The organism is Streptomyces sp. 8N706 (assembly GCF_052245415.1).
GTDB lineage: Bacteria > Actinomycetota > Actinomycetes > Streptomycetales > Streptomycetaceae > Streptomyces.
Window position 1 is genome coordinate 77,631 of the sequence record NZ_JBQQBW010000012.1, and the last position, 24,252, is coordinate 101,882.

23 protein-coding genes and 1 pseudogene are annotated in these 24,252 nt (G+C 70.4%); 8 read left to right on the plus strand and 16 right to left on the minus strand.

Annotation, left to right across the window (positions count from 1 at the left end):
• The first annotated feature begins 30 nt into the window (after nt 1-30).
• Complete coding sequence (locus ACTWQE_RS07590) at nt 31-1,101, plus strand: SIS domain-containing protein (RefSeq protein ID WP_443328036.1); 1,071 nt, start codon at nt 31-33, stop codon at nt 1,099-1,101.
• Nucleotides 1,102-1,570: 469 nt separating this feature from the next.
• Nucleotides 1,571-3,067, plus strand: a complete 1,497-nt coding sequence (locus ACTWQE_RS07595; RefSeq protein WP_443328037.1) for a sensor histidine kinase — start codon at nt 1,571-1,573, stop codon at nt 3,065-3,067.
• A 291-nt stretch (nt 3,068-3,358) separates the two neighbouring features.
• Here the strand turns inward: ACTWQE_RS07595 and ACTWQE_RS07600 are convergent, their stop codons facing one another.
• Nucleotides 3,359-3,616: a WhiB family transcriptional regulator gene (locus ACTWQE_RS07600; protein ID WP_003983230.1), complete on the minus strand. Its 258-nt coding sequence runs from the start codon at nt 3,614-3,616 to the stop codon at nt 3,359-3,361.
• 317 nt (nt 3,617-3,933) lie between these two features.
• Nucleotides 3,934-4,902: a diacylglycerol/lipid kinase family protein gene (locus tag ACTWQE_RS07605; RefSeq protein ID WP_443328038.1), complete on the minus strand. Its 969-nt coding sequence runs from the start codon at nt 4,900-4,902 to the stop codon at nt 3,934-3,936.
• Nucleotides 4,903-5,206: 304 nt separating this feature from the next.
• On the opposite strand from ACTWQE_RS07605, the gene ACTWQE_RS07610 reads away from it, so the two are divergent.
• A complete protein-coding gene (locus ACTWQE_RS07610; RefSeq protein WP_443328039.1) occupies nt 5,207-5,644 on the plus strand; it encodes a hypothetical protein in 438 nt (145 codons plus the stop codon).
• Between the two features lie 117 nt (nt 5,645-5,761).
• On the opposite strand, the gene ACTWQE_RS07615 is transcribed toward ACTWQE_RS07610, so the two are convergent.
• The 3 genes from ACTWQE_RS07615 to ACTWQE_RS07625 form a co-directional block, all read right to left on the minus strand.
• Nucleotides 5,762-6,730, minus strand: coding sequence for an RNA polymerase sigma factor SigF (locus ACTWQE_RS07615; RefSeq protein WP_443328040.1), 969 nt, complete (start codon nt 6,728-6,730; stop codon nt 5,762-5,764).
• On the minus strand, nt 6,727-7,140 hold the full coding sequence (locus ACTWQE_RS07620; protein ID WP_055471204.1) for a hypothetical protein: 414 nt from the start codon (nt 7,138-7,140) through the stop codon (nt 6,727-6,729). Before ACTWQE_RS07620 ends, ACTWQE_RS07615 begins: the two co-directional genes overlap by 4 nt.
• 232 nt (nt 7,141-7,372) lie before the next feature.
• Nucleotides 7,373-7,633: a UBP-type zinc finger domain-containing protein gene (locus tag ACTWQE_RS07625; protein ID WP_443328041.1), complete on the minus strand. Its 261-nt coding sequence runs from the start codon at nt 7,631-7,633 to the stop codon at nt 7,373-7,375.
• Between the two features lie 74 nt (nt 7,634-7,707).
• On the opposite strand from ACTWQE_RS07625, the gene ACTWQE_RS07630 reads away from it, so the two are divergent.
• Nucleotides 7,708-9,294 carry a Na+/H+ antiporter gene (locus ACTWQE_RS07630; RefSeq protein ID WP_443328042.1) on the plus strand — a complete coding sequence of 529 codons (1,587 nt, stop codon included), beginning with the start codon at nt 7,708-7,710 and terminating at the stop codon, nt 9,292-9,294.
• A 189-nt stretch (nt 9,295-9,483) separates the two neighbouring features.
• On the opposite strand, the gene ACTWQE_RS07635 is transcribed toward ACTWQE_RS07630, so the two are convergent.
• Both ACTWQE_RS07635 and ACTWQE_RS07640 read right to left on the minus strand, forming a co-directional pair.
• Nucleotides 9,484-10,392, minus strand: a complete 909-nt coding sequence (locus ACTWQE_RS07635) for a 1-aminocyclopropane-1-carboxylate deaminase/D-cysteine desulfhydrase (RefSeq protein ID WP_443328043.1) — start codon at nt 10,390-10,392, stop codon at nt 9,484-9,486.
• Between the two features lie 111 nt (nt 10,393-10,503).
• Nucleotides 10,504-10,737, minus strand: coding sequence for a hypothetical protein (locus ACTWQE_RS07640; protein WP_443328044.1), 234 nt, complete (start codon nt 10,735-10,737; stop codon nt 10,504-10,506).
• A 405-nt stretch (nt 10,738-11,142) separates the two neighbouring features.
• Here ACTWQE_RS07640 and ACTWQE_RS07645 point away from each other — a divergent pair, with 405 nt between their 5' ends.
• Complete coding sequence (locus tag ACTWQE_RS07645) at nt 11,143-12,261, plus strand: family 2 encapsulin nanocompartment cargo protein polyprenyl transferase (protein ID WP_443328045.1); 1,119 nt, start codon at nt 11,143-11,145, stop codon at nt 12,259-12,261.
• Nucleotides 12,262-12,317: 56 nt separating this feature from the next.
• On the opposite strand, the gene ACTWQE_RS07650 is transcribed toward ACTWQE_RS07645, so the two are convergent.
• From ACTWQE_RS07650 to ACTWQE_RS07670, 5 genes are all read right to left on the minus strand, one after another.
• Nucleotides 12,318-13,268, minus strand: a complete 951-nt coding sequence (locus tag ACTWQE_RS07650) for a beta-ketoacyl-ACP synthase III (RefSeq protein ID WP_443328060.1) — start codon at nt 13,266-13,268, stop codon at nt 12,318-12,320.
• A gap of 359 nt (nt 13,269-13,627) precedes the next feature.
• On the minus strand, nt 13,628-13,837 hold the full coding sequence (locus tag ACTWQE_RS07655; protein ID WP_443328046.1) for a hypothetical protein: 210 nt from the start codon (nt 13,835-13,837) through the stop codon (nt 13,628-13,630).
• A gap of 530 nt (nt 13,838-14,367) precedes the next feature.
• On the minus strand, nt 14,368-15,852 hold the full coding sequence (locus ACTWQE_RS07660; protein WP_443328047.1) for a UDP-N-acetylmuramoyl-L-alanyl-D-glutamate--2,6-diaminopimelate ligase: 1,485 nt from the start codon (nt 15,850-15,852) through the stop codon (nt 14,368-14,370).
• Between the two features lie 1,005 nt (nt 15,853-16,857).
• Nucleotides 16,858-17,253 (minus strand): superoxide dismutase, Ni, encoded by a 396-nt coding sequence (sodN, locus tag ACTWQE_RS07665; protein WP_443328048.1) that lies wholly within the window; start codon nt 17,251-17,253, stop codon nt 16,858-16,860.
• Nucleotides 17,254-17,335: 82 nt separating this feature from the next.
• Nucleotides 17,336-17,587 carry a hypothetical protein gene (locus ACTWQE_RS07670; protein ID WP_443328061.1) on the minus strand — a complete coding sequence of 84 codons (252 nt, stop codon included), beginning with the start codon at nt 17,585-17,587 and terminating at the stop codon, nt 17,336-17,338.
• Here ACTWQE_RS07670 and ACTWQE_RS07675 point away from each other — a divergent pair.
• Nucleotides 17,534-17,674: pseudogene (locus ACTWQE_RS07675) on the plus strand (nickel-type superoxide dismutase maturation protease); the annotation flags it as partial. The gene ACTWQE_RS07670 and the pseudogene ACTWQE_RS07675 sit on opposite strands and share 54 nt — an antisense overlap.
• 92 nt (nt 17,675-17,766) lie before the next feature.
• Here the strand turns inward: ACTWQE_RS07675 and ACTWQE_RS07680 are convergent.
• Nucleotides 17,767-18,444 carry a CGNR zinc finger domain-containing protein gene (locus ACTWQE_RS07680; RefSeq protein ID WP_443328049.1) on the minus strand — a complete coding sequence of 226 codons (678 nt, stop codon included), beginning with the start codon at nt 18,442-18,444 and terminating at the stop codon, nt 17,767-17,769.
• A gap of 101 nt (nt 18,445-18,545) precedes the next feature.
• On the opposite strand from ACTWQE_RS07680, the gene ACTWQE_RS07685 reads away from it, so the two are divergent.
• On the plus strand, nt 18,546-19,322 hold the full coding sequence (locus ACTWQE_RS07685; protein WP_443328050.1) for a class I SAM-dependent methyltransferase: 777 nt from the start codon (nt 18,546-18,548) through the stop codon (nt 19,320-19,322).
• Between the two features lie 479 nt (nt 19,323-19,801).
• On the opposite strand, the gene ACTWQE_RS07690 is transcribed toward ACTWQE_RS07685, so the two are convergent.
• Genes ACTWQE_RS07690 through ACTWQE_RS07700 form a run of 3 tightly spaced genes read right to left on the minus strand, consistent with a single transcriptional unit; the run spans nt 19,802 to nt 22,504 of the window.
• The gene (locus ACTWQE_RS07690; RefSeq protein WP_443328051.1) at nt 19,802-20,563 is read right to left on the minus strand and encodes an amino acid ABC transporter ATP-binding protein; all 762 of its coding nucleotides are present in this window, start codon (nt 20,561-20,563) and stop codon (nt 19,802-19,804) included.
• Nucleotides 20,564-20,566: 3 nt separating this feature from the next.
• Complete coding sequence (locus tag ACTWQE_RS07695; RefSeq protein WP_443328052.1) at nt 20,567-21,520, minus strand: amino acid ABC transporter permease; 954 nt, start codon at nt 21,518-21,520, stop codon at nt 20,567-20,569.
• A gap of 27 nt (nt 21,521-21,547) precedes the next feature.
• The gene (locus ACTWQE_RS07700) at nt 21,548-22,504 is read right to left on the minus strand and encodes an ABC transporter substrate-binding protein (protein ID WP_443328053.1); all 957 of its coding nucleotides are present in this window, start codon (nt 22,502-22,504) and stop codon (nt 21,548-21,550) included.
• Nucleotides 22,505-23,016: 512 nt separating this feature from the next.
• Here ACTWQE_RS07700 and ACTWQE_RS07705 point away from each other — a divergent pair.
• The gene (locus ACTWQE_RS07705) at nt 23,017-24,222 is read left to right on the plus strand and encodes an NAD(P)-dependent malic enzyme (protein ID WP_443328054.1); all 1,206 of its coding nucleotides are present in this window, start codon (nt 23,017-23,019) and stop codon (nt 24,220-24,222) included.
• The last annotated feature ends 30 nt before the right edge of the window (nt 24,223-24,252 follow it).

The window sequence follows — 24,252 nt, forward strand, 5'->3', positions numbered from 1 at the left end:
CGAACACAGAGCCAACTGGAGGCACCCAGCATGTCCGCCACGACTCCGGCCCAGCACAGCCAGCAGCCGGGCCGGATCATGTCCGGAGAGATGGCCGAGCAGCCCGCGGTCCTGAGCAGGCTCCTCGAGGAGGGCGCGCCCAGGATCCGGGAGACCGCCGAGCGGATCGCGGCGCGGGGCCCCCGCTTCGTCCTGCTGACCGCGCGCGGTACCTCCGACAACGCGGCCCTGTACGCGAAGTACCTGCTGGAGGTGTTGCTGGGCAAGCCGTGCGGGCTGACCTCCATGTCCACCACCACGGCCTACGGCGCCGAGCCCGACCTCACCGACGTACTGGTCATCACCGTCAGCCAGTCCGGCGGCTCCCCGGACCTGGTGGCCTCCACCGAGGCCGCGCGCGAGGCCGGCGCGATCACCCTCGCCGTGACCAACAACGCGGACTCCCCGCTCGCCGCCGTCTCCGAGTTCCATATCGATGTCCTCGCGGGCCCCGAGAAGGCGCTCCCGGCCACCAAGACGTACACCGCGGAGCTGCTGGCGCTCTATCTGTTCGTCGAGGGCTTGCGCGGCGGCGACTCATCGGCCGCCAAGGTGCTGCCGGAGCTCGCCCGGCAGATCCTCTCCCGCCGGGAGGAGGTCAGGGCGCTGGCCGCTCGCTACCGCTTCGCCGAGCGGATGGTGCTCACCTCCCGCGGCTACGGCTACCCGACCGCCAAGGAGGCGGCGCTGAAGCTGATGGAGACCAGCTACATCCCGGCCCTCTCCTACTCCGGTGCCGATCTCCTGCACGGCCCGCTCGCCATGGTCGACAACATCTCGCCGGTCATCGCGATCGTCACCGAGGGCAAGGGCGGCGAGGCCCTGCAGCCGGTCCTCGACCGGCTGCGCGGCCGCGGAGCGGACCTCGTCGTCATCGGCAGCCAGGCGGAGGTCGACAAAGCGTCCGCGGGCTTCGCGCTGCCGACCTCCGGAGTGGCCGAGGAGGTCCAGCCGGTCCTCGAGATCCTGCCCCTGCAGATGCTGGCGTACGAGGTCGCCATCGCCCGCGGCCAGGACCCGGACGCCCCGCGTGCGCTCGCGAAGGTCACCGAGACCCACTGACCGGCCACGCTGCGCACAGGGCGCGGCTCTTCCGCCCCCGCGGGGCTGCCTCGTTCCCGCCCCCGCCGGGCTGCCCGGCCGCCTCGTGCGCTTCCCGAAGGCGGACGGGAGCGATCACGGGCGGAGGGATCGGGAGCCGGCCCGGCGAGCGCGTCCGGCCCGGAAACCACTTCGGGCCACGGCGCCGGGACAGGACCCTCAACCTGTCCGGCACCGCAGCCCGGAGCTGATGCCGGCCGACCGCTGTGCGAGGTGTGCGGTTCCCCGCGGGCGATCGGACCGACCGGGAGGCCACGGCGCAGTCAGGGCAGAGAGCGCCGTATGCCTCATTCCATCCTCCTGTGCGGGGAGGATGGAGGCTTTACCTTTTCATTGTGGACTAGACCATTGACCTCTGTCTACGCGTTCGCGGGCTGTTCACCAAGGCTTCAACGCACTCTGCCACAGGTAGGCTCGCACCGTGCCCTCCATGAACGACCTTGTACGCCAGCACACGGCCCTCAGTGAATCCGACCTCGAGTGGCTGCACCTGCTGGTCTCGGAGTGGCAGCTGCTCTCCGACCTCTCCTTCGCGGATCTCGTGCTGTGGGTGCCCACCCTCGACGGCACCCGCTATGTCTCCGTCGCGCAGATGCGGCCCAACACCGGGCCCACGTCCTACCAGGACGACATGGTCGGTCACCTGGTCCCGCGCGGCCGCCGCCCCATGCTCGACGCCGCCCTCGACGAGGGCCGGATCGTACGGGAGGGCGATCCCGAGTGGCGCGAGGAGGTCCCGGTGCGGGTCGAGTCCATCCCCGTACGCCGTGAGGGCCGCGTGCTGGGCGTCATCGCGCGCAATACCAATCTGCTCACCGTACGGACCCCGAGTCGGCTCGAACTCACCTACCTGCAGAGCGCCTCCGACCTCGCCCAGATGATCGCCGCGGGGGCCTTCCCCTTCCCCGGCCAGCAGGTCGACATGGACGCCTCGCCCCGCGTGGGAGACGGCCTCATCCGGCTCGACGCCGACGGTGTGGTGCAGTACGCCAGCCCCAACGCCCTCTCCGCCTACCACCGTCTCGGCCTCGCCGCCGATCTCGTCGGCCACCACCTCGGCCAGGCGACCGCCGAACTCGCCCCGTCCCGGGGCCCGGTGGACGAAGCGCTCGTCAAGCTCGCCAGCGGCTGGGCACCGCGGGAGACCGAGGTCGAGGGCAACGGCGGGGTGATCCAGTTGCGCGCCATCCCCCTCAAACCCAAAGGCCCCCGCATCGGTTCGCTGATCCTGCTGCGCGACGTCACGGAGCTGCGCCGCCGTGAGCGCGAGTTGATCACCAAGGACGCCACCATCCGGGAGATCCATCACCGGGTGAAGAACAACCTCCAGACCGTCGCCGCCCTGTTGCGCCTCCAGGCCCGGCGTATCGGTTCCGCGGAGGGGCGGGAGGCGCTGGAGGAGGCGGTCCGCCGGGTCGGCTCGATCGCGATCGTCCACGAGACCCTGTCGCAGACCCTCGATGAGCGGGTGGAGTTCGACGAGATCGCCGACCGGGTGCTCGCCATGGTGGCGGAGATCTCTCCGGGACGGGTCAGGGGCCGCCGCACGGGGCGCTTCGGCATCCTGGACGCCGAGGTGGCCACCCCGCTGTCGATGGTGCTCACCGAGGTGCTGCAGAACGCGCTCGAGCACGGCTTCGCGGCCGGGGACTCCCCGGGAGGGGAGCCGGGGCGGGAGACGGGCTCGGTGGAGGTGTCGGCCGTGCGCGGCGGGACCCGGACCGAGGGCCGTCTTCTGGTGACCGTGCAGGACAACGGACGCGGGCTTCCGGAGGGATTCGACCCGCAGCGGGCCGGCAACCTGGGGCTTCAGATCGTACGGACGCTGGTGGAGGGCGAGTTGGGCGGAACGTTCGATATGCGCCCCGCTCCGGAGCGCGGTACGTGTGTGGTCCTCGACATTCCCGTCCGCGCCGAGAAGCACTGAAACCCGGCCGAACGGGCACGGCAGCCGGTCGGATGCGGAGAGCAGCCGGGCGCGGAGGGGCGCGTGCAGACGTCTGGGTCGGGAAAGCAATCAGCTGGGTCGGGAAAGCAATCAGCCCCGGACCGATCGGTCCGGGGCTCAGTGCTCACGTTGCGTGGGTCACCCCCGGGCGCGGCTCCGGGGGGAGCACCGGGGGGTACTGCGCGCTGCGGCTCGGGGGCGGGAGGTGCGTACACACTGTCAACGAGTAATGCCGTCAGGCACACGCGCCGCCCGGGCACAGGGGCTTGATCAGGCGCTGGCGTTGCGCGCCCGGTTGCGAGCGGCGCGGCGCTTCATTGCGCGGCGCTCGTCCTCGCTGAGGCCACCCCATACGCCGGAGTCCTGGCCGGACTCCAGCGCCCACTGCAGGCACTGCTCCATGACGGGGCAGCGACGGCAGACGGCCTTGGCTTCCTCGATCTGCAGCAGCGCAGGACCGGTGTTGCCGATGGGGAAGAAGAGCTCGGGGTCTTCCTCGCGGCAAACGGCGCGGTGACGCCAGTCCATGGCTGCTCCATCTCCTTGTATTACCAGCAGGTTGCTTGTGAATGTGAACGCTTTCACGAATCCCTCCACAAGGGAAGGGGCCTGCGTCCAGTTGCCTGGTGCGGTCCCAGTGGGATGAGGAGGGGTTTCCGGCTCTCAAGGGGGCCCTGTGCGGGCCGTCCCGATCGCCATGAAGAGACTCGCAAACCTCGGCGGCGGATACAACCCCTTCCGGAAAGTTTTTTTTGATTCCTTGGTGTCGTCTGGGTCACAGCCGTCATTCCAGTGGGTGGAGGCTGGCCTAAACGTTCGAGTGGAAGGAGTTTTGCCGGTTCCGCTCACACAATCACACGCAGTGCACGGCGTACGCCTGTGAACGTCACGCTCGTACGCAGTCCCAGGTGGTCACCGTCCATCTGAAAGGGCAGTGGCGCCTGCGAATGCAAGGTGAAGTCCGTCAGGTCGTGCAGTGAGACCGCGTGCTTGCCGTGGGGGCCCCGCTCCGGCGAGGAGGTGAGCAGCTGAGTGGCGTACCGGGCCACCGCGGAGGGGGACAGCCTGCTCAGTCCGAGCACGTCGAGGGCGGTGTCGAAGGATGCCTCGGGGGCGGCGTACACCGGGCGATTGCCCAGGTAGGTCCAGGGGGCGGTGTTGCAGACTATCGACACCACGAGCTGCTCGACGGGGTCGTGGCCGGGGCGCTCCAGGGTGATCGCGCCCTGTCGGCGGTGCTGGTCCTTCAGGAACTGCCGCACGACCTGTCGTATGTACAGCGCATGCGTCGAACGCTTGCCCTGTTCGCGCTGCTGTTCGACTCGGCCGACCACGCCCGCGTCGAAGCCGAAGCCCGCGCAGAAGGTGAACCAGCGGGCGGGGGCGCCCTCGTCCTCCGTGCCCGGTGTGCCGGCCGCCAGGCCGAGTCCGACCGTGCGCTCGCTGTGGTCGTGGAGCGCGTCCAGCAGGGCGCCGGTCGCCTCGATGGCGTCGTTCGGCAGCCCGAGCGCCCGCGCGAAGACATTGGTGGAACCGCCCGGAACGACGGCGAGGCCGGGCAGTGCCTCGGGGGCGGGGCCGTGGTGGAGCAGCCCGTTGACGACTTCGTTGACGGTCCCGTCGCCGCCGAGCGCGACCACCAGCTCCGTCTCGCCGTTCTCGGCCGCCTGGCGGGCCAGGTCGCGGGCGTGTCCGCGGTACTCGGTCGTCACGACATCCAGCTTCAGGTCGCTCGCGAGTGCGTGGATGAGGACGTCGCGGGTGCGGGCACTGGTGGTGGTGGCTGCCGGGTTGACCACAAGAAGCGCGCGCATGCGCAGCAGACTACCTACCCTCTGGTACGCGGCCCAGTCCGGTGGTCCGACCGTCCCAACCGCCGGACGGAACGGGCGGACCTGACGCAGTCGGCACAGACCCTGACGGTCCTGACAGACGTCGCTCTCGGCGGGAAAGTGCCCGGGCGGAGGGGTGGGCCGGGCAGGTCTGATGCCCGGTCGGACGTGACGGGCTCGGGCGGACACGCCGGCCCTGGGAGGCATGACGGGCTTGGCCCCTGACGCGCGGGGGCAGGCCGACCGGGCGCGTGGGAGCACGGCCCCCGGCGGTTACCCTGCTGGGGTGAGCAGCAAGCAGACCCAGTCCTCCGATGACGCCACCCCCGCCGGGCCCCGCCCCGTCCGGCTCGCCGTCGCCTCGGCGCTGGCGGCTCTGGAGGGCGTGGCGCTCGCCGCGTTCGGGGTGTATCTGCTCGTGATGGGGCTGCTCGGCAACCCCGACAGTCCGGCCCAGGCCGAGACGGGCGGTGTGACGCTGCTGGCTCTCGCAGCGCTGCCGCTGGCCGCCGCCCGCGGGCTGCTGCTCAGGCGCCGCTGGAGCCGGGGGCCCGCGCTGATCACCCAGATCATGGCCGTGCCGGTCGCCTGGACACTGGTCAGCACCGGGGGCGCGCTGATGGCCGCCGGGGTTGCGCTGGGTGCCGCGGCGCTGGCCGTACTGGTCCTGCTGGTCAACCCGACGGCGACCGAGGCCCTGGGTATCGCACCGCGCGACGCGTAACCGCACACCGGCGCCCGCCACACCCGTAACGGCCCCGTCGCCCGATCACCGTCGTCACCTCCCGGTCCTCATGTCCCGGGTGTCACATCCCCTCGGGGCCTCGCCCGTGAACGGCACTCACTCCTCCACGAGCAGCTTGTCCCGCAGCTGCGCGAGCGTACGGGCCAGCAGCCGCGAGACATGCATCTGGGAGATGCCGACCTCCTGCGCGATCTGCGACTGGGTCATGTTCCCGAAGAACCGCAGCAGAAGGATCTTCTTCTCACGGGGCGGCAGCTCCTCCAGGAGCGGCTTGAGCGACTCGCGGTACTCGACACCCTCCAGCGCGTCGTCCTCCGCGCCCAGTGTGTCCGCCACCGCCGGGGACTCGTCGTCCGTGTCCGGCACATCGAGGGAGAGCGTGCTGTAGGCGTTGGCGGATTCCAACCCCTCCAGCACTTCCTCCTCCGAGATCCGCAGATGCTCGGCCAGCTCATGCACGGTCGGCGACCGGCCGTGCCGCTGGGAGAGCTCGGCGGTGGCGGTCGTCAGCGAGAGCCGCAGTTCCTGGAGCCGGCGCGGCACCCGCACCGCCCAGCCCTTGTCGCGGAAGTGCCGCTTGATCTCACCGACGACCGTCGGGGTGGCGTAGGTGGAGAACTCCACACCGCGATCGGGGTCGAACCGGTCCACCGACTTGATCAGGCCGATGGTGGCGACCTGGGTCAGATCGTCCAGGGGCTCCCCACGGTTGCGGAACCTGCGGGCGAGGTGCTCCACCAGCGGCAGGTGCATCCGGACCAGGTGGTTGCGCAGCTCGGCACGCTCAGGAGAGTCGTCGGGAAGCCCGCGCAGCTTGATGAAAAGACTGCGGGCACCGCTGCGGTCGTGCGGGTCCGGCAGCTGCCCGTGCTCGTGCTCGTAGGCGTGCTCGGGCTCGTGCTCGCGCTGCGTGCCCGGACGCTGCTCGTCCTGGCGCTGCTGATGCTGATGCTGGTCCATGTGGTCCGCCCGCTCTGCCTGCTGCTGCTCGGGGATGGCCGTACTGGGCACCACCCGCGCGACGCGCCTCTCATCCGGCACCGGCCTGCCCGTCCCGTCCGTCACGGCTGTCCGGGGCCCGCGCCGCGCTTTTTGTGCAGACTGATGCTGACCGTACGGTCCTCTCCGACCGTCGAGTCGACCTCGCCGGCGAGTGCGGAGAGCACCGTCCAGGCGAAGGTGTCGCGCTCGGGCGCGCGGCCGTCGGTCGTGGGCGCGGAGACGGTCACCCGAAGCGCGTCCCCGACCAGGCGGAACACACAGCTGAGTACGCTCCCCGGCACGGCCTGCTGCAGCAGGATCGCGCAGGCCTCGTCGACCGCGATGCGCAGATCCTCGATCTCGTCGAGGGTGAAGTCCAAGCGCGCTGCGAGGCCGGCCGTGGCCGTACGCAACACCGAAAGGTAGGCACCCGCAGCGGGCAGCCGGACTTCCACGAAGTCCTGGGTCCCGGGCTCGCCTGCGATCTGGGACACCCTCACCTCCAAGGTGACACAAGCTGGTTGAGCTTTCCGAGCGCCGGCGCCGCGCCCCGCTGTGAGGCGAGGACGGGCCGACGCGGCACATGGTTCAGCTGCGACGCTATCGCGATCTGCGGGAAGAGGTCTCGCGGACCGGGGAGCGTTACTTATTGTAAGCACGCGGACACGCACAGTGGCTAGGGGTTCTGCGGTCCCAATTCGAAGGGATGCCCGTCCGGTTGGCGGCTCAAGCGATCCGCTGGTCGACAAAGCACCAGCGCCAGCTCTCACCCGGCTCGAAAGAGCGCATGACCGGATGTCCCGTGTCCTCGAAGTGCCGCGAGGCGTGCCGGAGCGGCGACGAATCACAGCATCCCACGTGACCGCACTCCAGGCACAGCCGCAAGTGCACGGGGTGGGTGCCGGCCGCCCGGCATTCCAGGCAGGTGTCGCCCAGCGCGGAGGGCTCGGGGCGCGGCAGTTCCTGAAGATGAGGGCACTCGCTCATGATTGCCAGGTTAGATCGCGTCGAAGCGTGACGCGGTGGCGTCGTCGGCGAGGGATACGGGGTGGAGCGGACGGATGGATGCTTTTCCTCTCCTGGTGCTGGTCGCGGTCAGCGCGGCCGTCGCGGGTCTGGCCCGGCGGACGCCCGTACCCGCGCCGCTGCTGCTGGTGGCCGCGGGCCTGCTCGCGAGCTTCGTCCCGGGCATCCCGGACTACGCCCTGGATCCGGACGTCGTACTTCCGCTGGTGCTGCCGCCGCTGCTGCACCTCGCCGCCCTCGACAGCTCCTACCTCGGGCTGCGCGAGAACGTACGGCCGTTGGCGCTGCTGTCCGTCGGCTATGTGCTCTTCGCGACCGTCGCCGTCGGCGGGGTGGCCTACGCCCTCGTACCGGAGCTTCCGTTGACCGCCGCACTGGTGCTGGGCGCCGTGATCGCCCCACCCGACGCGGTTGCCGCCACCGCCGTCGCCCGCCGGATCGGCCTTCCGCACCGGATCGTGACCATCCTCAAGGGCGAGTCCCTGTTCAACGATGCCACGGCGATCACGGCGTACCGGGTCGCGCTGGCGGGCGCGGTCGGGGAGGGCATGACCTGGGCCGGGGGGATCGCGGAGTTCGCCCTCGCCGCGGGCGGAGGTGTGGGCATCGGTCTGCTGCTGATGGGCCCGCTGCACTGGCTGCGGACCCGGCTGCGGGATCCGTTGCTGCTGAACACCCTGTCGCTGCTCATCCCCTTCTTCGCGTACGGGGCCGCGGAGGCGGTCCACGCGTCCGGTGTGCTCGCCGTCGTGATCGTCGGCCTCTACCTCGGGCACCGGGCCTGGCAGGTCGACTTCGCGACCCGGCTCCAGGAGGAGGCGGTCTGGAAGATGATCGCTTTCATCCTGGAGTCATCGGTCTTCCTGCTGATCGGTCTCCAGCTGAGGATCGTGCTGCGGGGCCTCGACGACTATGCGCCGGGGGAGGCGGCGTGGTACGCGGTCGCCGTGTTCGCAGCGGTGGTCGTCTCGCGCTTCGTCTGGGTCTACCCGGCGACGTATCTCCCCGGGCTGCGGCAACCCGGCGACCCACCGCCGTGGACCCATCCCTTCGTGGTCTCCTGGGCCGGGATGCGCGGAGTGGTCTCGCTCGCCATCGCCTTCTCGATCCCGGAGACCGTGCACGGTGGAGGTGAGTTCCCGGCGCGCAACCTGCTGCTGTTCCTCGCCTTCACGACCGTGATCGGGACGCTGGTGGTGCAGGGGGTGACGCTCCCGCCGCTGATCCGTCTGCTGAAGCTGCCGGGCATCGACGAGCAGCAGTCGCTCCTGATGGAGGCCCAGGCGCAGAACGAAGCGTCGGCCGCGGCACAGCGGAGGCTCGAGGAACTGCTCACCGACCCGCGCAACTCCCTGCCGCCTCCCCTGGAGGAGCGCTTGCGCGCCGTGCTGGAACGGCGCCGCAACGCCGTGTGGGAGCGCCTCGGCGCGGTGAATGAGCTGACGGGGGAGACGGTCGACGAGACCTACCGGCGGCTGGCCCGGGAAATGATCGCCGCCGAGCGCGAGGTGTTCGTCAGGATGCGCGACGAGGGGCGGATCGACGACGAGATGCTGCGGACGCTGCTGCGCAGGCTGGACCTGGAGGAGGCGATGGCGTACGGGAAGGAGCTCGCGGGGTAGGGGACCTCGGGCTCCGGGCGGGCGACGACGGGTCCCGGGCCGGTCACGACGAGTCCGCATCCGTTACGAAGAAACAGCCGGATGCGTCACGAAGAGCCGGAGCCCGTCACTGCGGGTGCGGGCCGGTCGCAAGGATCCGGGGCGGTCGTGGCGGGTACAGGGGTCGGTGCGGGTGCGGGTGCGGGCCGGTCACGGCGGGTCGGAACCCGTCACCACGGCGGCCACGGTCGTGCCGGGTGCGAACGCGCCTTCCTCGGCCAGGGCCGTGAGGCCGTAGAGCATCTTGGCGACGTACAGGCGCTCCACGGACAGGCCGTGCCGGGCTCCGAAGTCCTCGGCGAAGGCGCGGAGTTCGGGGGTGAGCCTGGCATAGCCGCCGAAGTGGAAGCGGTCCTCGATCCGCCAGCCCCCGGTGCGGCCGCCGAACGCCGCGCACTGAAGCCGCTCTGTCTCCTTGTCGAGAAACCCGCCCTTGAGGACGGAGAATCCGATCGCCCTCTGTTCCGCGGCGAGCCCGGCCGCCAGCCCGGCCAGGGTGCCGCCGGTGCCGCACGCCACGGCCGCGACGTCGGCGGCCCTGCGCAGCTCGTGCCCGAGCGCGGAGCAGCCGCGTGCCGCCATCGCGTTGCTGCCGCCCTCGGGCACGAGATGGAAGTCGCCGAACCGGTTCCTCAGATGCCGCACCACCTCCGGCTCGGCCTTGCGGCGGTACGTTCCGCGGTCGAGGAAGACCAGGCGCATGCCGTCGGCAACACACCGGGCCAGGGAGTCGTTGAGCGGTCGGTCGGCCAGCTCCGCGCCCCGTACGACGCCGATCGTGCTCAGCCCGAGCAGGCGTCCGGCGGCGGCCGTGGCCCGCAGATGGTTGGAGTAGGCGCCGCCGAAGGTGAGGAGCGCCGTCCGGCCGTGCTCCGCCGCGGCACGCAGGTTGGGGGCGAGCTTGCGCCATTTGTTGCCGGGGATGTCGGGATGGATGAGGTCGTCCCGCTTGAGGAGGAGCCGGATTCCGCGGCGTGCGAACCGCTCGTCCTCGACCTGCCGCAGCGGCGAGGGCAGCCGCGGCCCCAGTGCGTCGAGGTCGGGTGCCGGAGAGCTCATGGGCCCATTGTCACCTGCGGTGATGCCGCACGGGTGCCGGCGGGCGCGGTCGTACGGACCGGTGGGGGCGGCTGGTCGCCGCTCCCACCGGTCCATCGTGGCGCTCGGGGCTCAGCTGCGCAGGAAGACGTCTACATGGGCCGCGGCATGACGGTCGACGGCGTCCAGCGCCTGCTGGGTCCCCTCCGGGGTGCCCGTGCCGTGGCGCTCCGCGTAGTACGCCGCGCCCAGTCTCTTCAACAGGTCGTGTCCCGTCCGCTGGGCCTGGACGTCGTCCAGCTTCTGCTTGCCCTGTGTGAGCCCGCGCTGCGCCTGCTCCTTGGCGCGGTCCAGGAACCCTGCCATGTGCTGCCTCCTGCGATCGGTGTGAATGGGGCGGAAGCCGACAGTCGCCTTCGTGCCTCGGCCGGTCCACGGCCTGCCGTGGGCCGGTCCCCGTGGGCCGGGTCCGTCGTGGTGAGAAGTGGGAGGAATCGGTGCCTTCAGGGTAGTCCACCAGGCTCCTCGCGCCCTTGTCGCACGCCGTCGTACGCCCGTCGGGTGGGCCGCGGAGCGTCCAGGCGGCGGGAGGTCCTGGGGGCTGCGTGCCCTCCGGCTGGGGCCTGCGGGGCTTCCGGCCGAGCGTCAGGGGCGGGTCGGGTGCGGGGCCGCGGGGTGTCCGGCGGGGCGTAGGGCATCCGGCGGAGGGCGCCGCCCCGGACGGCCGGTCTCACCCGGGAATGGGGTGACCTATTCCCACTCATTTGAGTAATGGTCGGCGGCCGAGGCGGCTGTCAGGATGAACGAGCAGGTGGGAAACGCGTGTGGCCAAGCCGAGGGGTGGGGACCGTGGATACCTTCACGCAGAGCCGCGAGTGCCGGGAGGCCGCGGATCTTCTCGAACGGTCGCGGAAGACGGTGAATCCCGCCCTGCGGGCGGCGGTCGACTCGCTGCCCGCCTCGATGCGGCGGATCGCCGCGTACCACTTCGGCTGGCAGGACGCCCATGGTGCGGCGACCGGAGGGAACGCGGGCAAGGCCATCCGGCCGGCCCTGGTCCTGGCTGCCACCCGGGCCCTCGGAGGCCGGGCCGAGCAGGCCGTGCGGGCCGCCGCCGCGGTGGAGCTCGTGCACAACTTCACGCTGCTCCACGACGATGTCATCGACCGCGATCCGACCCGTCGCCACAGGCCCACCGCCTGGGCCGTCTTCGGAGTGCCCCACGCCATTCTCGCCGGGGACGCGCTGCACTCGCTGGCCCTGCGGATCCTCGCCCAGGACCCGCACCCGGCCGCCACCGAGGCGGCCGGCCGGCTCGCCGCCTGCGTCGTCGAGCTGTGCGACGGCCAGTACGCCGACTGTGCCTTCGAGCAGCGGTCGGATGTCGGGCTCGACGAGAGCCTGGCCATGGCCGAGTCCAAGACCGGGGCCTTGCTCGGCTGCGCCTGCGCGCTCGGCGCGCTGTGCGCCGGGGCGGGAACGAGCGCGGCCGACGCCATGGATGCCTTCGGCAGAGAGGCGGGGCTCGCCTTCCAGCTCATCGACGACCTCATCGGCATCTGGGGGGATCCGGCCAGCACGGGCAAGCCCGCCGGGGCCGACATCGTGGCCCGGAAGAAGTCCCTCCCCGTGGTCGCCGCCCTGACGTCGGGCACGCCCGCCGCGGCCGAACTCGCGGACCTGTACGCCATGGAGGGCCCGCTGGACGGTGACGACCTGCGGCGCGCCGCGGACGCGGTCGAGCGTGCGGGAGGACGGGACTGGGCGCAGCGCGAGGCGTGCGTCCGAATGGCGTCCGCGATGGACCGGCTGGCCCGGGCGGTGCCGGACCTCGCCCAGGCCGGGGATCTGCTGTCCCTCGCGGAATTCGTCACCCGCCGCAACCGCTGAGAGAACGCGTGCGGCGGCTCCGGCCCGGGGCGGGTCTGCGTCCCGGGCCGAGGCCGCTACGGACAGCGGATGACCTGGCCCGCGTACGAGAGGTTGCCGCCGAAGCCGAAGAGCAGCACGGGGGCGCCGGACTCGACCTCACGGCGCTCCACCAGCTTCGACAGGGCGAGAGGGATGCTGGCGGCCGACGTGTTGCCGGACTCCACGACATCCCTGGCGATCACCGCGTTGACCGCGCCCAGCTTGCGGGCGACCGGCTCGATGATCCGCAGGTTGGCCTGGTGCAGGACGACCGCCGCGAGGTCCTCCGGCCGGACCCCGGCCTGTTCGCACACGCGCCGGGCGATGGCGGGGAGCTGGGTGGTGGCCCAGCGGTAGACCGCCTGGCCCTCCTGGGCGAAGCGGGAGGGCGTGCCCTCGATCCGTATGGCGTGGCCCATCTCCGGGACCGAACCCCACACCACCGGGCCGATGCCCGGCTTCTCCGCGGGCTCCTCGGTGGCGACGACCACGGCCGCCCCGGCGCCGTCGCCGACCAGCACGCAGGTCGACCGGTCCGTCCAGTCGGTGACCTCGCTGAACTTCTCGACACCGATCACCAGCGCCCTGCGGGCCGATCCCGCCCGGAGGGCGTGGTCCGCGGTGGCCAGGGCATGGGTGAACCCGGCGCAGACCACGTTGAGGTCCATGACGGCGGGGGAGGGGAGGCCGAGCCGGGCCGCCACGCGCGCCGCGGTGTTGGGGCTGCGGTGGACGGCCGTGCAGGTGGCGACGAGGACGAGGTCGATGTCCGCCGCGGAGAGGCCGCTGCTCGCCAGAGCCTTGGCCGCGGCGGCCGCGGCCATCTCGTCCACGGACTCGTCCGGCCCGGCGACATGGCGTGTACGGATGCCGACCCGGCTGCGGATCCATGTGTCGCTGGTGTCGACCATGGCCGCCAGGTCGTCGTTGGTCAGCACCGTGGCGGGCTGGTAGTGGCCGAGAGCCAGTACATGTGACCCGGTGATCATCGGGGGTCTCCCTGTTCATGCGGTGCCGGTACGTACCCATACTTGAGCCGACCGGGCGGTAATGAGAACGGGTGATCCACCAACGTTGTGCCGCGAGATCTGGAGGGCCCCGCACCTCACCGGCCGGTGCCACCCGCTCCGGACAGCCCGAGTGGGCCCGACCGGCTCTGCGGTCGGGCCCACTCCAGCTGTAGTGCTCAGCCGAACGGCATCCGGCGCGTCACACATCCCCGGTCTCCCAGCGGGCAGCCCTGGTCACCATCCGGAGCGCCGGCCCCTCGGAAGCGAGGTCGGAGCATGGGTCCGGCCCGGGTCAGCCGGAGTGAGTGTCCCGGCGGCGTGCCGTGGTCATCGCATCAGTGCTCGGCCTCGTAGTCGTGCATACGCTCGGCCAGCGGGAGAGGTGTCTCGTCGTGACCAGTGACGGACCCACTTGCCATGCGCGCGCACACCCCTCCGCAGGCGAGGAGTTGTTTGTCGCTGTGGTGTGAGACCACCACCGCATCGGTGTCCGGTGCGCTCCGGTAGTCGGTGCGGCAGACGATACAGACCAGCCCGGCAATCATCTCCTCGGTCGGTTCCGTAGGGCTGTGACGTCGGTTTGAGATCGCGTCAGATGAATACATACGTAGCAATCCTCTTGCACATGGCGTGACAGCGGGACTGGAGCGATTTCTGGCCAAGGCCAGAAGTCTCCTCGTGCTGTCGCGGACCCGGCTGTCGGGCCGACGACTCGTTGCGCACTCCGTGGTGACCGGCGGGTCGGCCCCTCTCCCGAACCCGCTGCGCCCGGCCGTGCCGTTCCCCCGGGGTCGGCGCCACGACGGATGACGGCATCCGAGGTGGCGGGGTATCGCCACCGTACTCTCGTCCCCTCTCGGGAGTGGACCGGTCCTCTTCCAGGCGGCGAGTGTCCGCCTTCCTTCGTGACTCCGACGACACCGCACGGCGCAGACGTGGTCAAGGCCGGTCGCCCAGGTCGTTGACCCGTGCAAGCGCACGTCCGCTCTGTTCACGGCGCTGTGCAGGCACCCGGGGGATCAGTTCGGCTCGGTCAGCCAAGGCCCGCTCAGCGGTAGCCTCTCCGGCCGTTGCCCTACGCCCCGGCGAGTTCGCGCACCATCGCCATGTCGCTGAACGGGAGTAGTTTCTCACCGACGATCTGGTACGGCTCGCTCCCTTTCCCCGCGACCAGGACGATATCGTCCGGTCCTGCGGCGGACAGGGCGAAGGCGATCGCCCGACGGCGGTCGGCGAACCGCTCGAACGGTGTGCCGGCCGCCGTAAGACCGGGGGTGATCTGGTCCAGGATCTTCTCGGGGTCTTCGGTGCGGGGGTTGTCCGAGGTGAGGACGCACAGGTCGGAGTGGGTTCCGGCGATTTCCCCCATCTCGGCGCGCTTGGTGGTGTCCCGGTCCCCGCCGCAGCCGAAGACAGTGATGACCCGGCCGGAGGCGAAGCCCCGGATGGTGGTCAGGACCTTCTCCAGGGAGTCCGGGGAGTGGGCGTAGTCCACGATCACGCACGTGCCGCCCGGGGTCTCGAAGCGTTCGAACCGGCCGGGGACGGGAGGCATCCGGTCGAGCGCGGCGACCAGTCCCGCCACGTCATGACCCAGGACGTGGCAGGCCGCTACGGTGGCCAGTGCGTTCGCCACGGAGAACCGGCCCGGGACGGGGATCGCCGCCGGGTACTTGCGGCCGTCGTGATGCAGGGTGAAACGCGTGCCGGAGGCGTCCACGAAGAGGTCCGTCGCCCGGTAGTCCGCCTCGGTGTCGAGGGCATACGTGGCCACCGCGCCGGGCATCATCGTCCGGATCCCGGCGCCCACCGAGTCGTCGGCGTTCACCACCGCGCTTCGGCACAGGCCCTGGAACAGGCGCAACTTGGCGTCCCGGTAGTTCTCCATCGTTCCGTGGTCGTCCAGGTGATCCTGCGTGAGGTTGGTGAAGACGCCGACGTCGATGAAGGAGTGGTCGACCCGGTGTGTCAGCAGGCCCATGGACGTGGCTTCCAGTACGACGCTCCCGGCCCCGCGGTCACGCATGCATGCCAGCAGGTACTGGAGGTCCGGCGATTCCGGCGTGGTCAGTACCGACCTCGGCATCGGGATCAGTTCGTCCCCGATCCGGCTGCCGGCCGTGCCGATGACGCCCACCTCGGCGCCCTCGGCGATCCGCAGCACGGACTCGACCATGTAGGACACCGATGTCTTTCCGTTGGTGCCGGTGACCGCCACCATGTCCATCTGCCGCCCGGGCTCGCCGTGGTAGCGGGAGGCGACGATCGCGGCCGCGGTCCGCGTGTCCGGGACGCGTACGGCGCACACGCCCGCGGCCGACGCCCACACCGACGCCGGAAGACCGGGCCCCCCTCCGTCGACGAGTACGGCCGCCGCGCCGCGTGCGAGGGCCGGTCCGACGGACTCGGGGCCGCCGCCACGGTGGCCGGGCACCGCGATGAACAGTGAGCCCGGCGAGACCCGGTGAGCGTCGAAGCACGCCCCCGCGGTGATCCGCGTTTCCGGACTGCCCTGAAGAACCTGGTGGTCGTGCCCGGCCAGCAGCTCGCTCAGCTTCATGTGATCCCTTCGAAGGTGGCTCGACCGATCGCGCGGCCGTTGCCAGGCGGCAGCGCCGACGGCGTGCCGGCAGCTGCGGTGGTGGTGATCTGCGGTGGCGGTCCGCGGTAGGTGATGCGAAAGCGATGCCAAAGGTGCGGCGGGGGCATCCCGGGCCAGCGGGACGCGGCAGCTCAGTCCTGCGCGCAGGGGCGAGGGGTGTTCACGGAGACGAGTGACCACCAGGGACGTGACCCGCGGGCGGCTCAGGGGCTCGGACGGTGACCGGGCAGGGGCCCGGGGAAAGGCGGCTGAGGATCGCTAGCCGTGGCCGTGCAACGCCGTGCGGCCGGTCTCCGGCGCCTCGGCGTCAATCGCACTCGACGGGCTGACGGCGACCGCACCGGCGGCAACCGGGCACAGCACGCAAGAGGTCTGCCGCAGGCGTTCCCTCATCGCACATGTCCGACCCATGGGGGCGAGTGTACGGCCAATGGAGCGGTGCGGATCCCCATGCGACCGGCCGGCACCGCCGACCGCCGGGCCGACGGCCACTCGCCGTAGCATGGTGCCGCCCTTCCGCAGGCCAGGCCTCTACGCCGAGGGAATGTGCACAGCGGGGCAGCCGGATCGCCCCCTCCGAAGAGCGGGACGCGGGGCGCGGATCCAGGTGCCGTGAGGGCTGCGGTGACGGGAGCGATCCTGCAGCATGAACGGGACCAGGGGCTCGCCGGGAAGGCCGCGAAGCCCGTCCCGCGGTCCCCGAGCGGCACCCTGGCGAGAGCTCCGGCACTCCGCTCACGCAAGAGCCCGAATGACACAGCGCCCCGGCCGACCAGGGCGCTGCCCAGCAGGCCGGACGGGTCCCCGCCGGCGCGCGGTGGGCCGTATGGCATACGAGACCCGCAAGCGACATACGACCGCACCCGGTCCGTCATGGACTCCGTACGGGGAGTCGTGCGGACCGGGTGCGGCCAGAAGAGCCCTGCGACATGGGAAAGCGCAGGTCACATGGTTAAGCCAAGATCAGGCCTTCTTGGTCTCCCAGAAGATCTTGTCGATCTCGGCGATGAGGTCCAGCAGCTTCTGGCCGGACGCCGGGTCGGTCGAGCCCTTGGCGGCGCTCGCGGCCTTCAGCGCATCGTTGACCAGCTGGTGGAGCTGCGGGTACTTCTCGAAGTGCGGGGGCTTGAAGTAGTCACTCCAGAGCACGGAGATGTGGTGCTTCGCAAGCTCCGCGCGCTCCTCCTTGATGACAATGGCCCGGGTGCGGAAGGCCGCGTCCTCGTTGGCCTGGTACTTCTCCTGAATTGCCTTGACGGACTCGGCCTCGATACGGGCCTGCGCCGGGTCGTAGACGCCGCAGGGCAGATCGCAGTGGGCGCTGACCTGCACCTTGGGGGCGAACAGGCGGGCGAGCATAGAGCTGTCCTTCCTCGTGATCGTCTTCTCACGTGGGAGATTACTCCGTGGCGGAGACCTTTTCGCGAGTGCCCCAGGGGGCTTAGGACAAAAGTCCAGTGTCACGCTGGTACTGGTGGAGGAACGGACCGGGAGGTGCCGGATGCCCGAGGGTGGCCGGTGGCAGGGGTACGAGCAGGGCCGCGATCGTGAGCCGGAGCGCCGGGGTGCGCTGCCGTACGGGCTCGCCGAGGTGGTAGGGCCGTCCATGGCCCCGACGCTGCACCCGGGGGACCAGCTCGTGGTCCAGTACGGCGCGACGGTACGGCCGGGCGATGTCATCGTGCTGCGGCACCCGATGCAGCAGGACCTGCTGATCGTGAAGCGTGCTGTGGAGCACCGGGAGGGCGGCTGGTGGGTGCTGGGCGACAATCCGTTCGTCGAGAACGACAGCCGGGAGTTCGGCACCGTCCCCGATGAGCTGGTGCTGGCCCGCGCCCGCGTACGGCTGCGGCCCCCGAGCGCGCTCCGGGGTCAGCGGTCGCCGGGGGCGCTGCTGTGCTGGGCGGTCTCGGCCGTCCGGCCTCTGAAGCCGGTACGTTCGGTGCGCTCCGTGCGATCCGCACGCTCCGGCCCGGGCTCCGAGCGTTCGCTCTCCAAGCGTTTGCGGGCCCGGTAGGCCGCCACGTTGGCACGCGTCGCACAGCGGTCCGAGCAGTAGCGCCGCGAGCGGTTGGTCGAGGTGTCCAGGTAGGCGTTGCGGCAGGGCGCGGCCCGGCAGATGCCGAGGCGGTCCACGCCCAGTTCGGTGAGGTGGAAGGCGAGCCCCATCGAGGCGGTCGCGGCGTAACCGGCGGTCGCGTTCGCCGGGTGGTCGGCGATATGCATGTGCCAGTCGGGCCGGCCGTCCGCGTCGCGTGTCTCGTGGCCGGAGACCTGCGGGCTGACCGGGAACTCCATCAGCAGGGCGTTGAGCAGGTCCACGGCCCGTACCTCGTCGCCCTCGTCGGCGGCCTCGAAGATCGAGCGGAGCCGGCCGCGTACGGTACGCAGCCGGGTGACATCGGCCTCCGTCGCCCGCCGGGCGGCCTGCGAACCGGCGCCGAAGAGCGCCCGTACCGCCTCGACCGACGTCAGCTCGTCCTTGCCGCGGGCCGGATCCTCGCTGTTGACCAGACGGACGGCATAGTCCGAGTAATAGGCCAGTTCCAATTGTGGTCCTTACGGGGGCGGTCTACGGTCGGTGGTGAGCGGTGTAACGAGCGAGTCAGCTTCGAGGGTATTACGTATCGGGGGATACGGGAGGGATCGGCATGACGGAGACCGTGGCCCGCGCCGACTGGGCGGCCTGGCAGAGCAGTTGGGACCGGCAGCAGGAGTGGTATCTGCCGGACCGCGAGGAGCGTTTCCGGGTGATGCTCGACATGGTCGAGGCGCTGGTGGGCCCCGAACCGAAGGTGCTCGATCTCGCCTGCGGTACCGGCAGTATCTCGGACCGGCTGCTGCGCCGGTTCCCCCGGGCGGTCAGCACCGGTGTCGACCTCGACCCGGCGCTGCTGACCATCGCCCGCGGCACCTTCGAGGGTGAGAGCAGGGCCGAGTTCATCACCGCGGACCTCACCGACCCCGGGTGGACGAGCAGGCTGCCGCACCGGCAGTACGACGCGGTCGTCACCGCGACCGCTCTCCACTGGCTGCGGAGCGAGCCGCTGAAGCGGCTCTACGGAGAGATCGCCGGGGTGGTGCGGGACGGCGGGGTGTTTCTGAACGCCGACCACATGCCCGACACGTCCACCCCTCGCATCAACGAGGCCGAGCGCGCCTTCCGCCACGCGCGGCAGGAGCGGGAGAAGGGGGCGGGCGTCCAGGACTGGCAGGACTGGTGGCGCGACGTGGCGGCCGACACGGTCCTGGCGGGACCGGCGATCGAGCGTTTCAAGATCTTCGGCAATCCGATCGACGGAGACCACAGCGACGGAGAGGTGCAGTCGGTCGCCTGGCACGCGGAGGCGCTGCGCGCCGCGGGCTTCGGTGAGGCGCGGGCCGTGTGGTGCTCGCCGACGGACGCGGCGGTCCTCGGACTGAAGTGACCCTCAAGTGACCCCGGCCCGCGTGGCCCGGGATCATGGGACGCTCACGGGACCCGCCTCGCACGGCAACCGCTTCGCGCAGCTCTGTCTCGCGTGGCATGCCTACGCGGTCCCGCCTCTCGCGCGGCATGCCTACGCGGTCCCGCCTCTCGCGCGGCTCTGCCTCGGGCGGTCCCGCCTCGCGCGGCTGTCTCGGGCGGTCCGGCCTTGCGCGGCTCTGCCTTGGGCGGTCCGGCCTCGCGCGCGGTCCTGCCCGGCGTAGCTCTGCCTCCGCGACCCTGACTCGCGCCCTGCCCCGGCGAACGCGGCTGCGTCTCATGCCGCCCCGGGGCGTCCGGACCTTCCCCTGCAACGGAACTCCGGGAAACGCCGGAGTCCCCGAACCAACACGTTCGGGGACTCCGGGGGTCGGGGCTCGTCGCCGTCGGCCCTCGAAGGACGCGGACAGGGTCCGCAGGGCTCCGAGGGCTCGAGCGGGCTCAGAGCACCTTGGAGAGGAATCCCTTGGTCCGCTCGTGCTGCGGGTTGCTCAGCACCTCCCGCGGGTGGCCCGACTCGACCACCACACCGTCGTCCATGAAGACCAGCGCATCGCCGACCTCCCGGGCGAAGCCCATCTCGTGGGTGACGACGATCATGGTCATCCCGTCCTCGGCGAGACCGCGCATGACGTCCAGCACGTCACCGACGAGCTCCGGGTCCAGGGCCGACGTCGGCTCGTCGAAGAGCATGAGCTTCGGCTCCATCGCCAGCGCGCGGGCGATGGCCACGCGCTGCTGCTGCCCGCCGGAGAGCTGGGTGGGGTAGCTCCCGGCCTTGTCGGCCAGGCCGACCCGGTCGAGCAGCCGCGCGGCGCGCTCCCGCACCACCGCCTTGGTCTCGCCCTTGACCTGGACGGGGGCCTCCATGACGTTCTCCAGCGCCGTCATGTGCGGGAAGAGGTTGAACCGCTGGAACACCATGCCGATGTCCCGGCGCCGCAGGGCGACCTCGCTGTCCTTGAGCTCGTAGAGCTTGTCGCCCTTCTGCCGGTAGCCGACCAGGTCGCCGTCGACGTAGAGCCGGCCGGCGTCGATCTTCTCCAGGTGGTTGATGCACCGCAGGAAGGTGGACTTCCCCGACCCGGAGGGGCCGATGAGGCAGAAGACCTCGCGCGGGGCGACCTCCAGGTCGATGCCCTTGAGGATGTGCGCGGGACCGAAGGACTTGTGGACGCCCTCGGCCTTCACCATCGCGTTCATGGGTCAGACCCCCTGACGGTTGCTGAAGGAGGTCAGGTTGACCTTGAGCCGCTGGAGCGGGGTCAGCGGCAGAGTGCGCGTCGCACCCTTGGCGTAATGCCGCTCCAGATAGTACTGGCCGATGCTGAACAGGCTGGTCAGCACCAGGTACCAGACGGAGGCGACCAGAAGGAGCTCGAAGGTGGCGAACGAGGTCGAGCCGATGTTCTGGGCCGCGCGCAGCAGGTCCACGTACGACACGACCGTCACCAGCGACGAGGTCTTGAGCAGGTTGATGAACTCATTGCCGGTCGGCGGGATGATCACGCGCATGGCCTGCGGGAGGACCACGCGGCGCATGGTCTTCGTGCTGGTCATGCCGAGGGCGTGCGACGCCTCGGTCTGTCCCTCGTCCACCGACTGGATGCCCGCACGCACGATCTCCGCCATGTAGGCGCCCTCGTTCAGGCCGAGCCCGAGCAGGGCGACCATGAACGGGGTCATGACGTCGGTCATCTCGTCCTTGTAGAAGCCGAGATTGAGGACGGGGAAGATCAGGGCGAGGTTGAACCAGATCAGCAGCTGCACCAGCACCGGTGTGCCACGGAAGAACCAGATGTAGAGCCAGGCGACGCTGCCGGTCACCGGGTTCTTCGACAGCCGCATCACAGCGAAGATCAGGCCGAGGACCAGGCCGATGAGCATGGAGAGCACGCTGATCAGCAGGGTGCGGCCGGCACCCGCCAGAATGCGGTCGTCGAAGAGGTAGTCCCCGACCGTCGTCCAGCGGATGTTGCCCTGCGAGAAGGAGTACACCAGCAGGGCCAGCAGACCGAGGACGACCACGGCGCTGATCCAGCGGCCGTAGTGCCTGACCGGGATGGCCCGGATCTCCTCGGGTACCACAGAGGTCTCCTTGGAGACCTGGCGCCCGCCGGGGTGGTTCCCGGCGGGCTCCTTGTCGAACTTGTCACTCACTGCGACTGCCCTTCGAATGGACCTGGATCAGGAACCGGCGTTGACAGTGGCCTTGTCCACGGCGCTGTCGGTCACGTCCCACTTCGCGAGGGCCTTCTCGTAGGAGCCGTCGGCGATGCTCCTGTCCAGCGCCTCCCTGAGGGCGTCGCGCAGCTGGGTGTTGTCCTTGTCCACCGCGATACCGAACGGTCCGGCCTCGGTCTGGTCGCCCGTGACCTCGAAGTCATCGCCGCCGCCGGCGGTCTTCGCGATGTACGACGCGACGGGGAAGTCGTTGAGGTCGGCCACCGCGCCGCCGGACTTCACCCGGGTCTGGGCCTCGGCGTCGCTGTCGAAGGACTCGATCGTGAGCTTGCCCTTCTTCTCCTTGTCGCACTTCTTGGCCTGGTCCTTGAAGGTGGTCTCGTAGATCGTGCCGCGCTGGACGGCGACCTTCTCGCCGCACAGGTCGTCCAGCGACTTGATGCCCTTCGGGTTGCCCTTCTTGACGAGGAGCGAGACGCCCGAGTTGAAGTAGTCGACGAAGTCGACGCCCGGCCCGGCCTTCTTGCCCTTGTCGTCGATGCCCTGCTGGCGCTCCTTGGTGTCACTCATCGCGGACATGATGACGTCCGAACGACCGGAGTTCAGACCGGTGATCAGACCGTCGAAGGTGCCGCTGGTGAACTGGAACGTCACCCCGAGCTGCTTCGACAGGGCGTTGGCGACCTCGGGGTCGACGCCGACGATCTTGCCACCCTCCTCGAACTCCATCGGGGCGTACGTGGCGTCCGTGCCGACCTTGATGACCTTGGATTCCTGGATCGACTTGGGCAGCTTGGAGAAGAGGGGCGCCGCGCTTCCCTGGACGCTCCCGCCCTCCTTGCCGCCTTCGGTCTGGTCGCCGCACGCGGTCAGCAGCAGGGCGCCGGTGACCGCGATCGCGCCGGCTGCGGCCATCCGGGATCTGGCTGCGGCCGCACGACCTGAGGTGCTTGCGGTCATTGCTGGTTCCTCCTGCAGGTGAGGGAATGCGGGTGGCCGGGCACACGTATTCGAGTGTGGCCACCGTGTGTGATGGGCGCATCTTGCCATCCGGACGGCTCCGATCAGGGGGCCAGTCGTGTCAAAATCGGATAACGGGCGACCCCCTTGACGTGCCGGGCCTCTCCTGACGACGGGACTGTGCGGCGCGTTTCCGGAGCGACATCACGGCACCTTCTTCGAGATGTCTTATTACATGGACATCCGGTAGCAGTTTTACCGATTTCACCGTAAACGCGAAGTGACGGTACGGCGCTGCAATGGAAGTCACTCGTCCATGGATCCGTGCGTCCGGTAGAAAAGACCCTTACACCCCTCACCCGGGGCTCAGGGCGCGTGTGCGGCGCGCCCGGCGTTCGTACCTTCCCCCGTGCGGCGGCCATCCGCCAAGCAGGGCAACGGACGCGGTGCCCGCCCGCTCCTCAACCTGGGGCGGTTTACCCTCAACAGAATTCAGACAAAGGGGTCAACAAGTGGCAGCGGAGATCGTGAATCCTCGCAGTGGCGGCGATACGGACGGCGAAGGGCTCTTCGATCCGGCCTTCGCACTCCACCGCGGCGGCAAGATGGCCGTCCAGGCGACGGTGCCGGTCCGGGACCGGGACGACCTGTCCCTCGCCTACACGCCGGGCGTCGCCAAGGTGTGCAGCGCGATCGCGGAGCAGCCGGAGCTCGTCCATGACTACACCTGGAAGTCGCAGGTCGTGGCCGTGGTGACGGATGGCAGTGCGGTGCTCGGGCTCGGTGACATCGGTCCGGAGGCGTCGCTTCCGGTGATGGAGGGCAAGGCCATCCTCTTCAAGCAGTTCGGCGGGGTGGACGCTGTCCCGATCGCTCTGGACTGCCGGGACGCCGACGAGATCGTGGAGACCGTCGTCCGGCTCGCTCCGTCCTTCGGCGGGGTGAACCTGGAGGACATCTCCGCCCCGCGCTGCTTCGAGATCGAGCGGAAGCTCCAGGAGCGCCTGGACATCCCGGTCTTCCATGACGACCAGCACGGCACGGCGGTCGTCACGCTCGCCGCGCTCCGCAACGCCGCTCAGCTCACTCAGCGGGGGCTCGGCCAGCTGCGCGCCGTGATCTCGGGTGCCGGCGCGGCGGGAGTCGCCATCGCCAAGATCCTCGTCGAGGCCGGCATCGGTGATGTGGCGGTCTGCGACCGCAAGGGCATCGTGAGCCAGGACCGCGAGGATCTGACGGACGTGAAGCGGGAGCTGGCGGGCTTCACCAACAAGGCCGGGCTCTCGGGGTCGCTGGAGACGGCTCTGGACGGGGCGGACGTCTTCATCGGCGTTTCCGGTGGCACGGTCCCGGAGACGGCGGTGGCGACGATGGCGAAGGACTCCCTGATCTTCGCCATGGCCAATCCGAACCCGGAGATCCACCCCGAGGTCGCGAGCAAGTACGCGGCCGTGGTCGCCACCGGGCGCAGCGACTTCCCGAACCAGATCAACAACGTGCTCGCCTTCCCGGGGATCTTCGCGGGGGCGCTGCAGGTGCGGGCGTCGCAGATCACGGAGGGGATGAAGCTGGCCGCCGCGGAGGCGCTGGCCGCCGTGGTGGCCGACGAACTGAGCGCGGACAAGGTGATTCCGTCGCCGTTCGACGAGCGGGTCGCTCCGGCCGTCACGGCGGCCGTGGCCGCCGCGGCGCGCGCGGAGGGCGTTGCCCGGCGGTAGCCACCGCCGGGCGTGGCCTGCTTGATACGG

Bases quoted from the DNA above. Each gene is read 5' to 3' on its own strand.
- ACTWQE_RS07590 (WP_443328036.1), top strand. From the start codon at position 31: ATGTCCGCCACGACTCCGGCCCAGCACAGCCAGCAGCCGGGCCGGATC.
- ACTWQE_RS07595 (WP_443328037.1), top strand. From the start codon at position 1,571: ATGAACGACCTTGTACGCCAGCACACGGCCCTCAGTGAATCCGACCTC.
- ACTWQE_RS07600 (WP_003983230.1), bottom strand. From the start codon at position 3,616: ATGGACTGGCGTCACCGCGCCGTTTGCCGCGAGGAAGACCCCGAGCTC.
- ACTWQE_RS07605 (WP_443328038.1), bottom strand. From the start codon at position 4,902: ATGCGCGCGCTTCTTGTGGTCAACCCGGCAGCCACCACCACCAGTGCC.
- ACTWQE_RS07625 (WP_443328041.1), bottom strand. From the start codon at position 7,633: ATGAGCGAGTGCCCTCATCTTCAGGAACTGCCGCGCCCCGAGCCCTCC.
- ACTWQE_RS07630 (WP_443328042.1), top strand. From the start codon at position 7,708: ATGGATGCTTTTCCTCTCCTGGTGCTGGTCGCGGTCAGCGCGGCCGTC.
- ACTWQE_RS07635 (WP_443328043.1), bottom strand. From the start codon at position 10,392: ATGAGCTCTCCGGCACCCGACCTCGACGCACTGGGGCCGCGGCTGCCC.
- ACTWQE_RS07640 (WP_443328044.1), bottom strand. From the start codon at position 10,737: ATGGCAGGGTTCCTGGACCGCGCCAAGGAGCAGGCGCAGCGCGGGCTC.
- ACTWQE_RS07645 (WP_443328045.1), top strand. From the start codon at position 11,143: ATGGTCGGCGGCCGAGGCGGCTGTCAGGATGAACGAGCAGGTGGGAAA.
- ACTWQE_RS07655 (WP_443328046.1), bottom strand. From the start codon at position 13,837: ATGATTGCCGGGCTGGTCTGTATCGTCTGCCGCACCGACTACCGGAGC.
- ACTWQE_RS07660 (WP_443328047.1), bottom strand. From the start codon at position 15,852: ATGAAGCTGAGCGAGCTGCTGGCCGGGCACGACCACCAGGTTCTTCAG.
- sodN (WP_443328048.1), bottom strand. From the start codon at position 17,253: ATGCTCGCCCGCCTGTTCGCCCCCAAGGTGCAGGTCAGCGCCCACTGC.
- ACTWQE_RS07685 (WP_443328050.1), top strand. From the start codon at position 18,546: ATGACGGAGACCGTGGCCCGCGCCGACTGGGCGGCCTGGCAGAGCAGT.
- ACTWQE_RS07690 (WP_443328051.1), bottom strand. From the start codon at position 20,563: ATGAACGCGATGGTGAAGGCCGAGGGCGTCCACAAGTCCTTCGGTCCC.
- ACTWQE_RS07700 (WP_443328053.1), bottom strand. From the start codon at position 22,504: ATGACCGCAAGCACCTCAGGTCGTGCGGCCGCAGCCAGATCCCGGATG.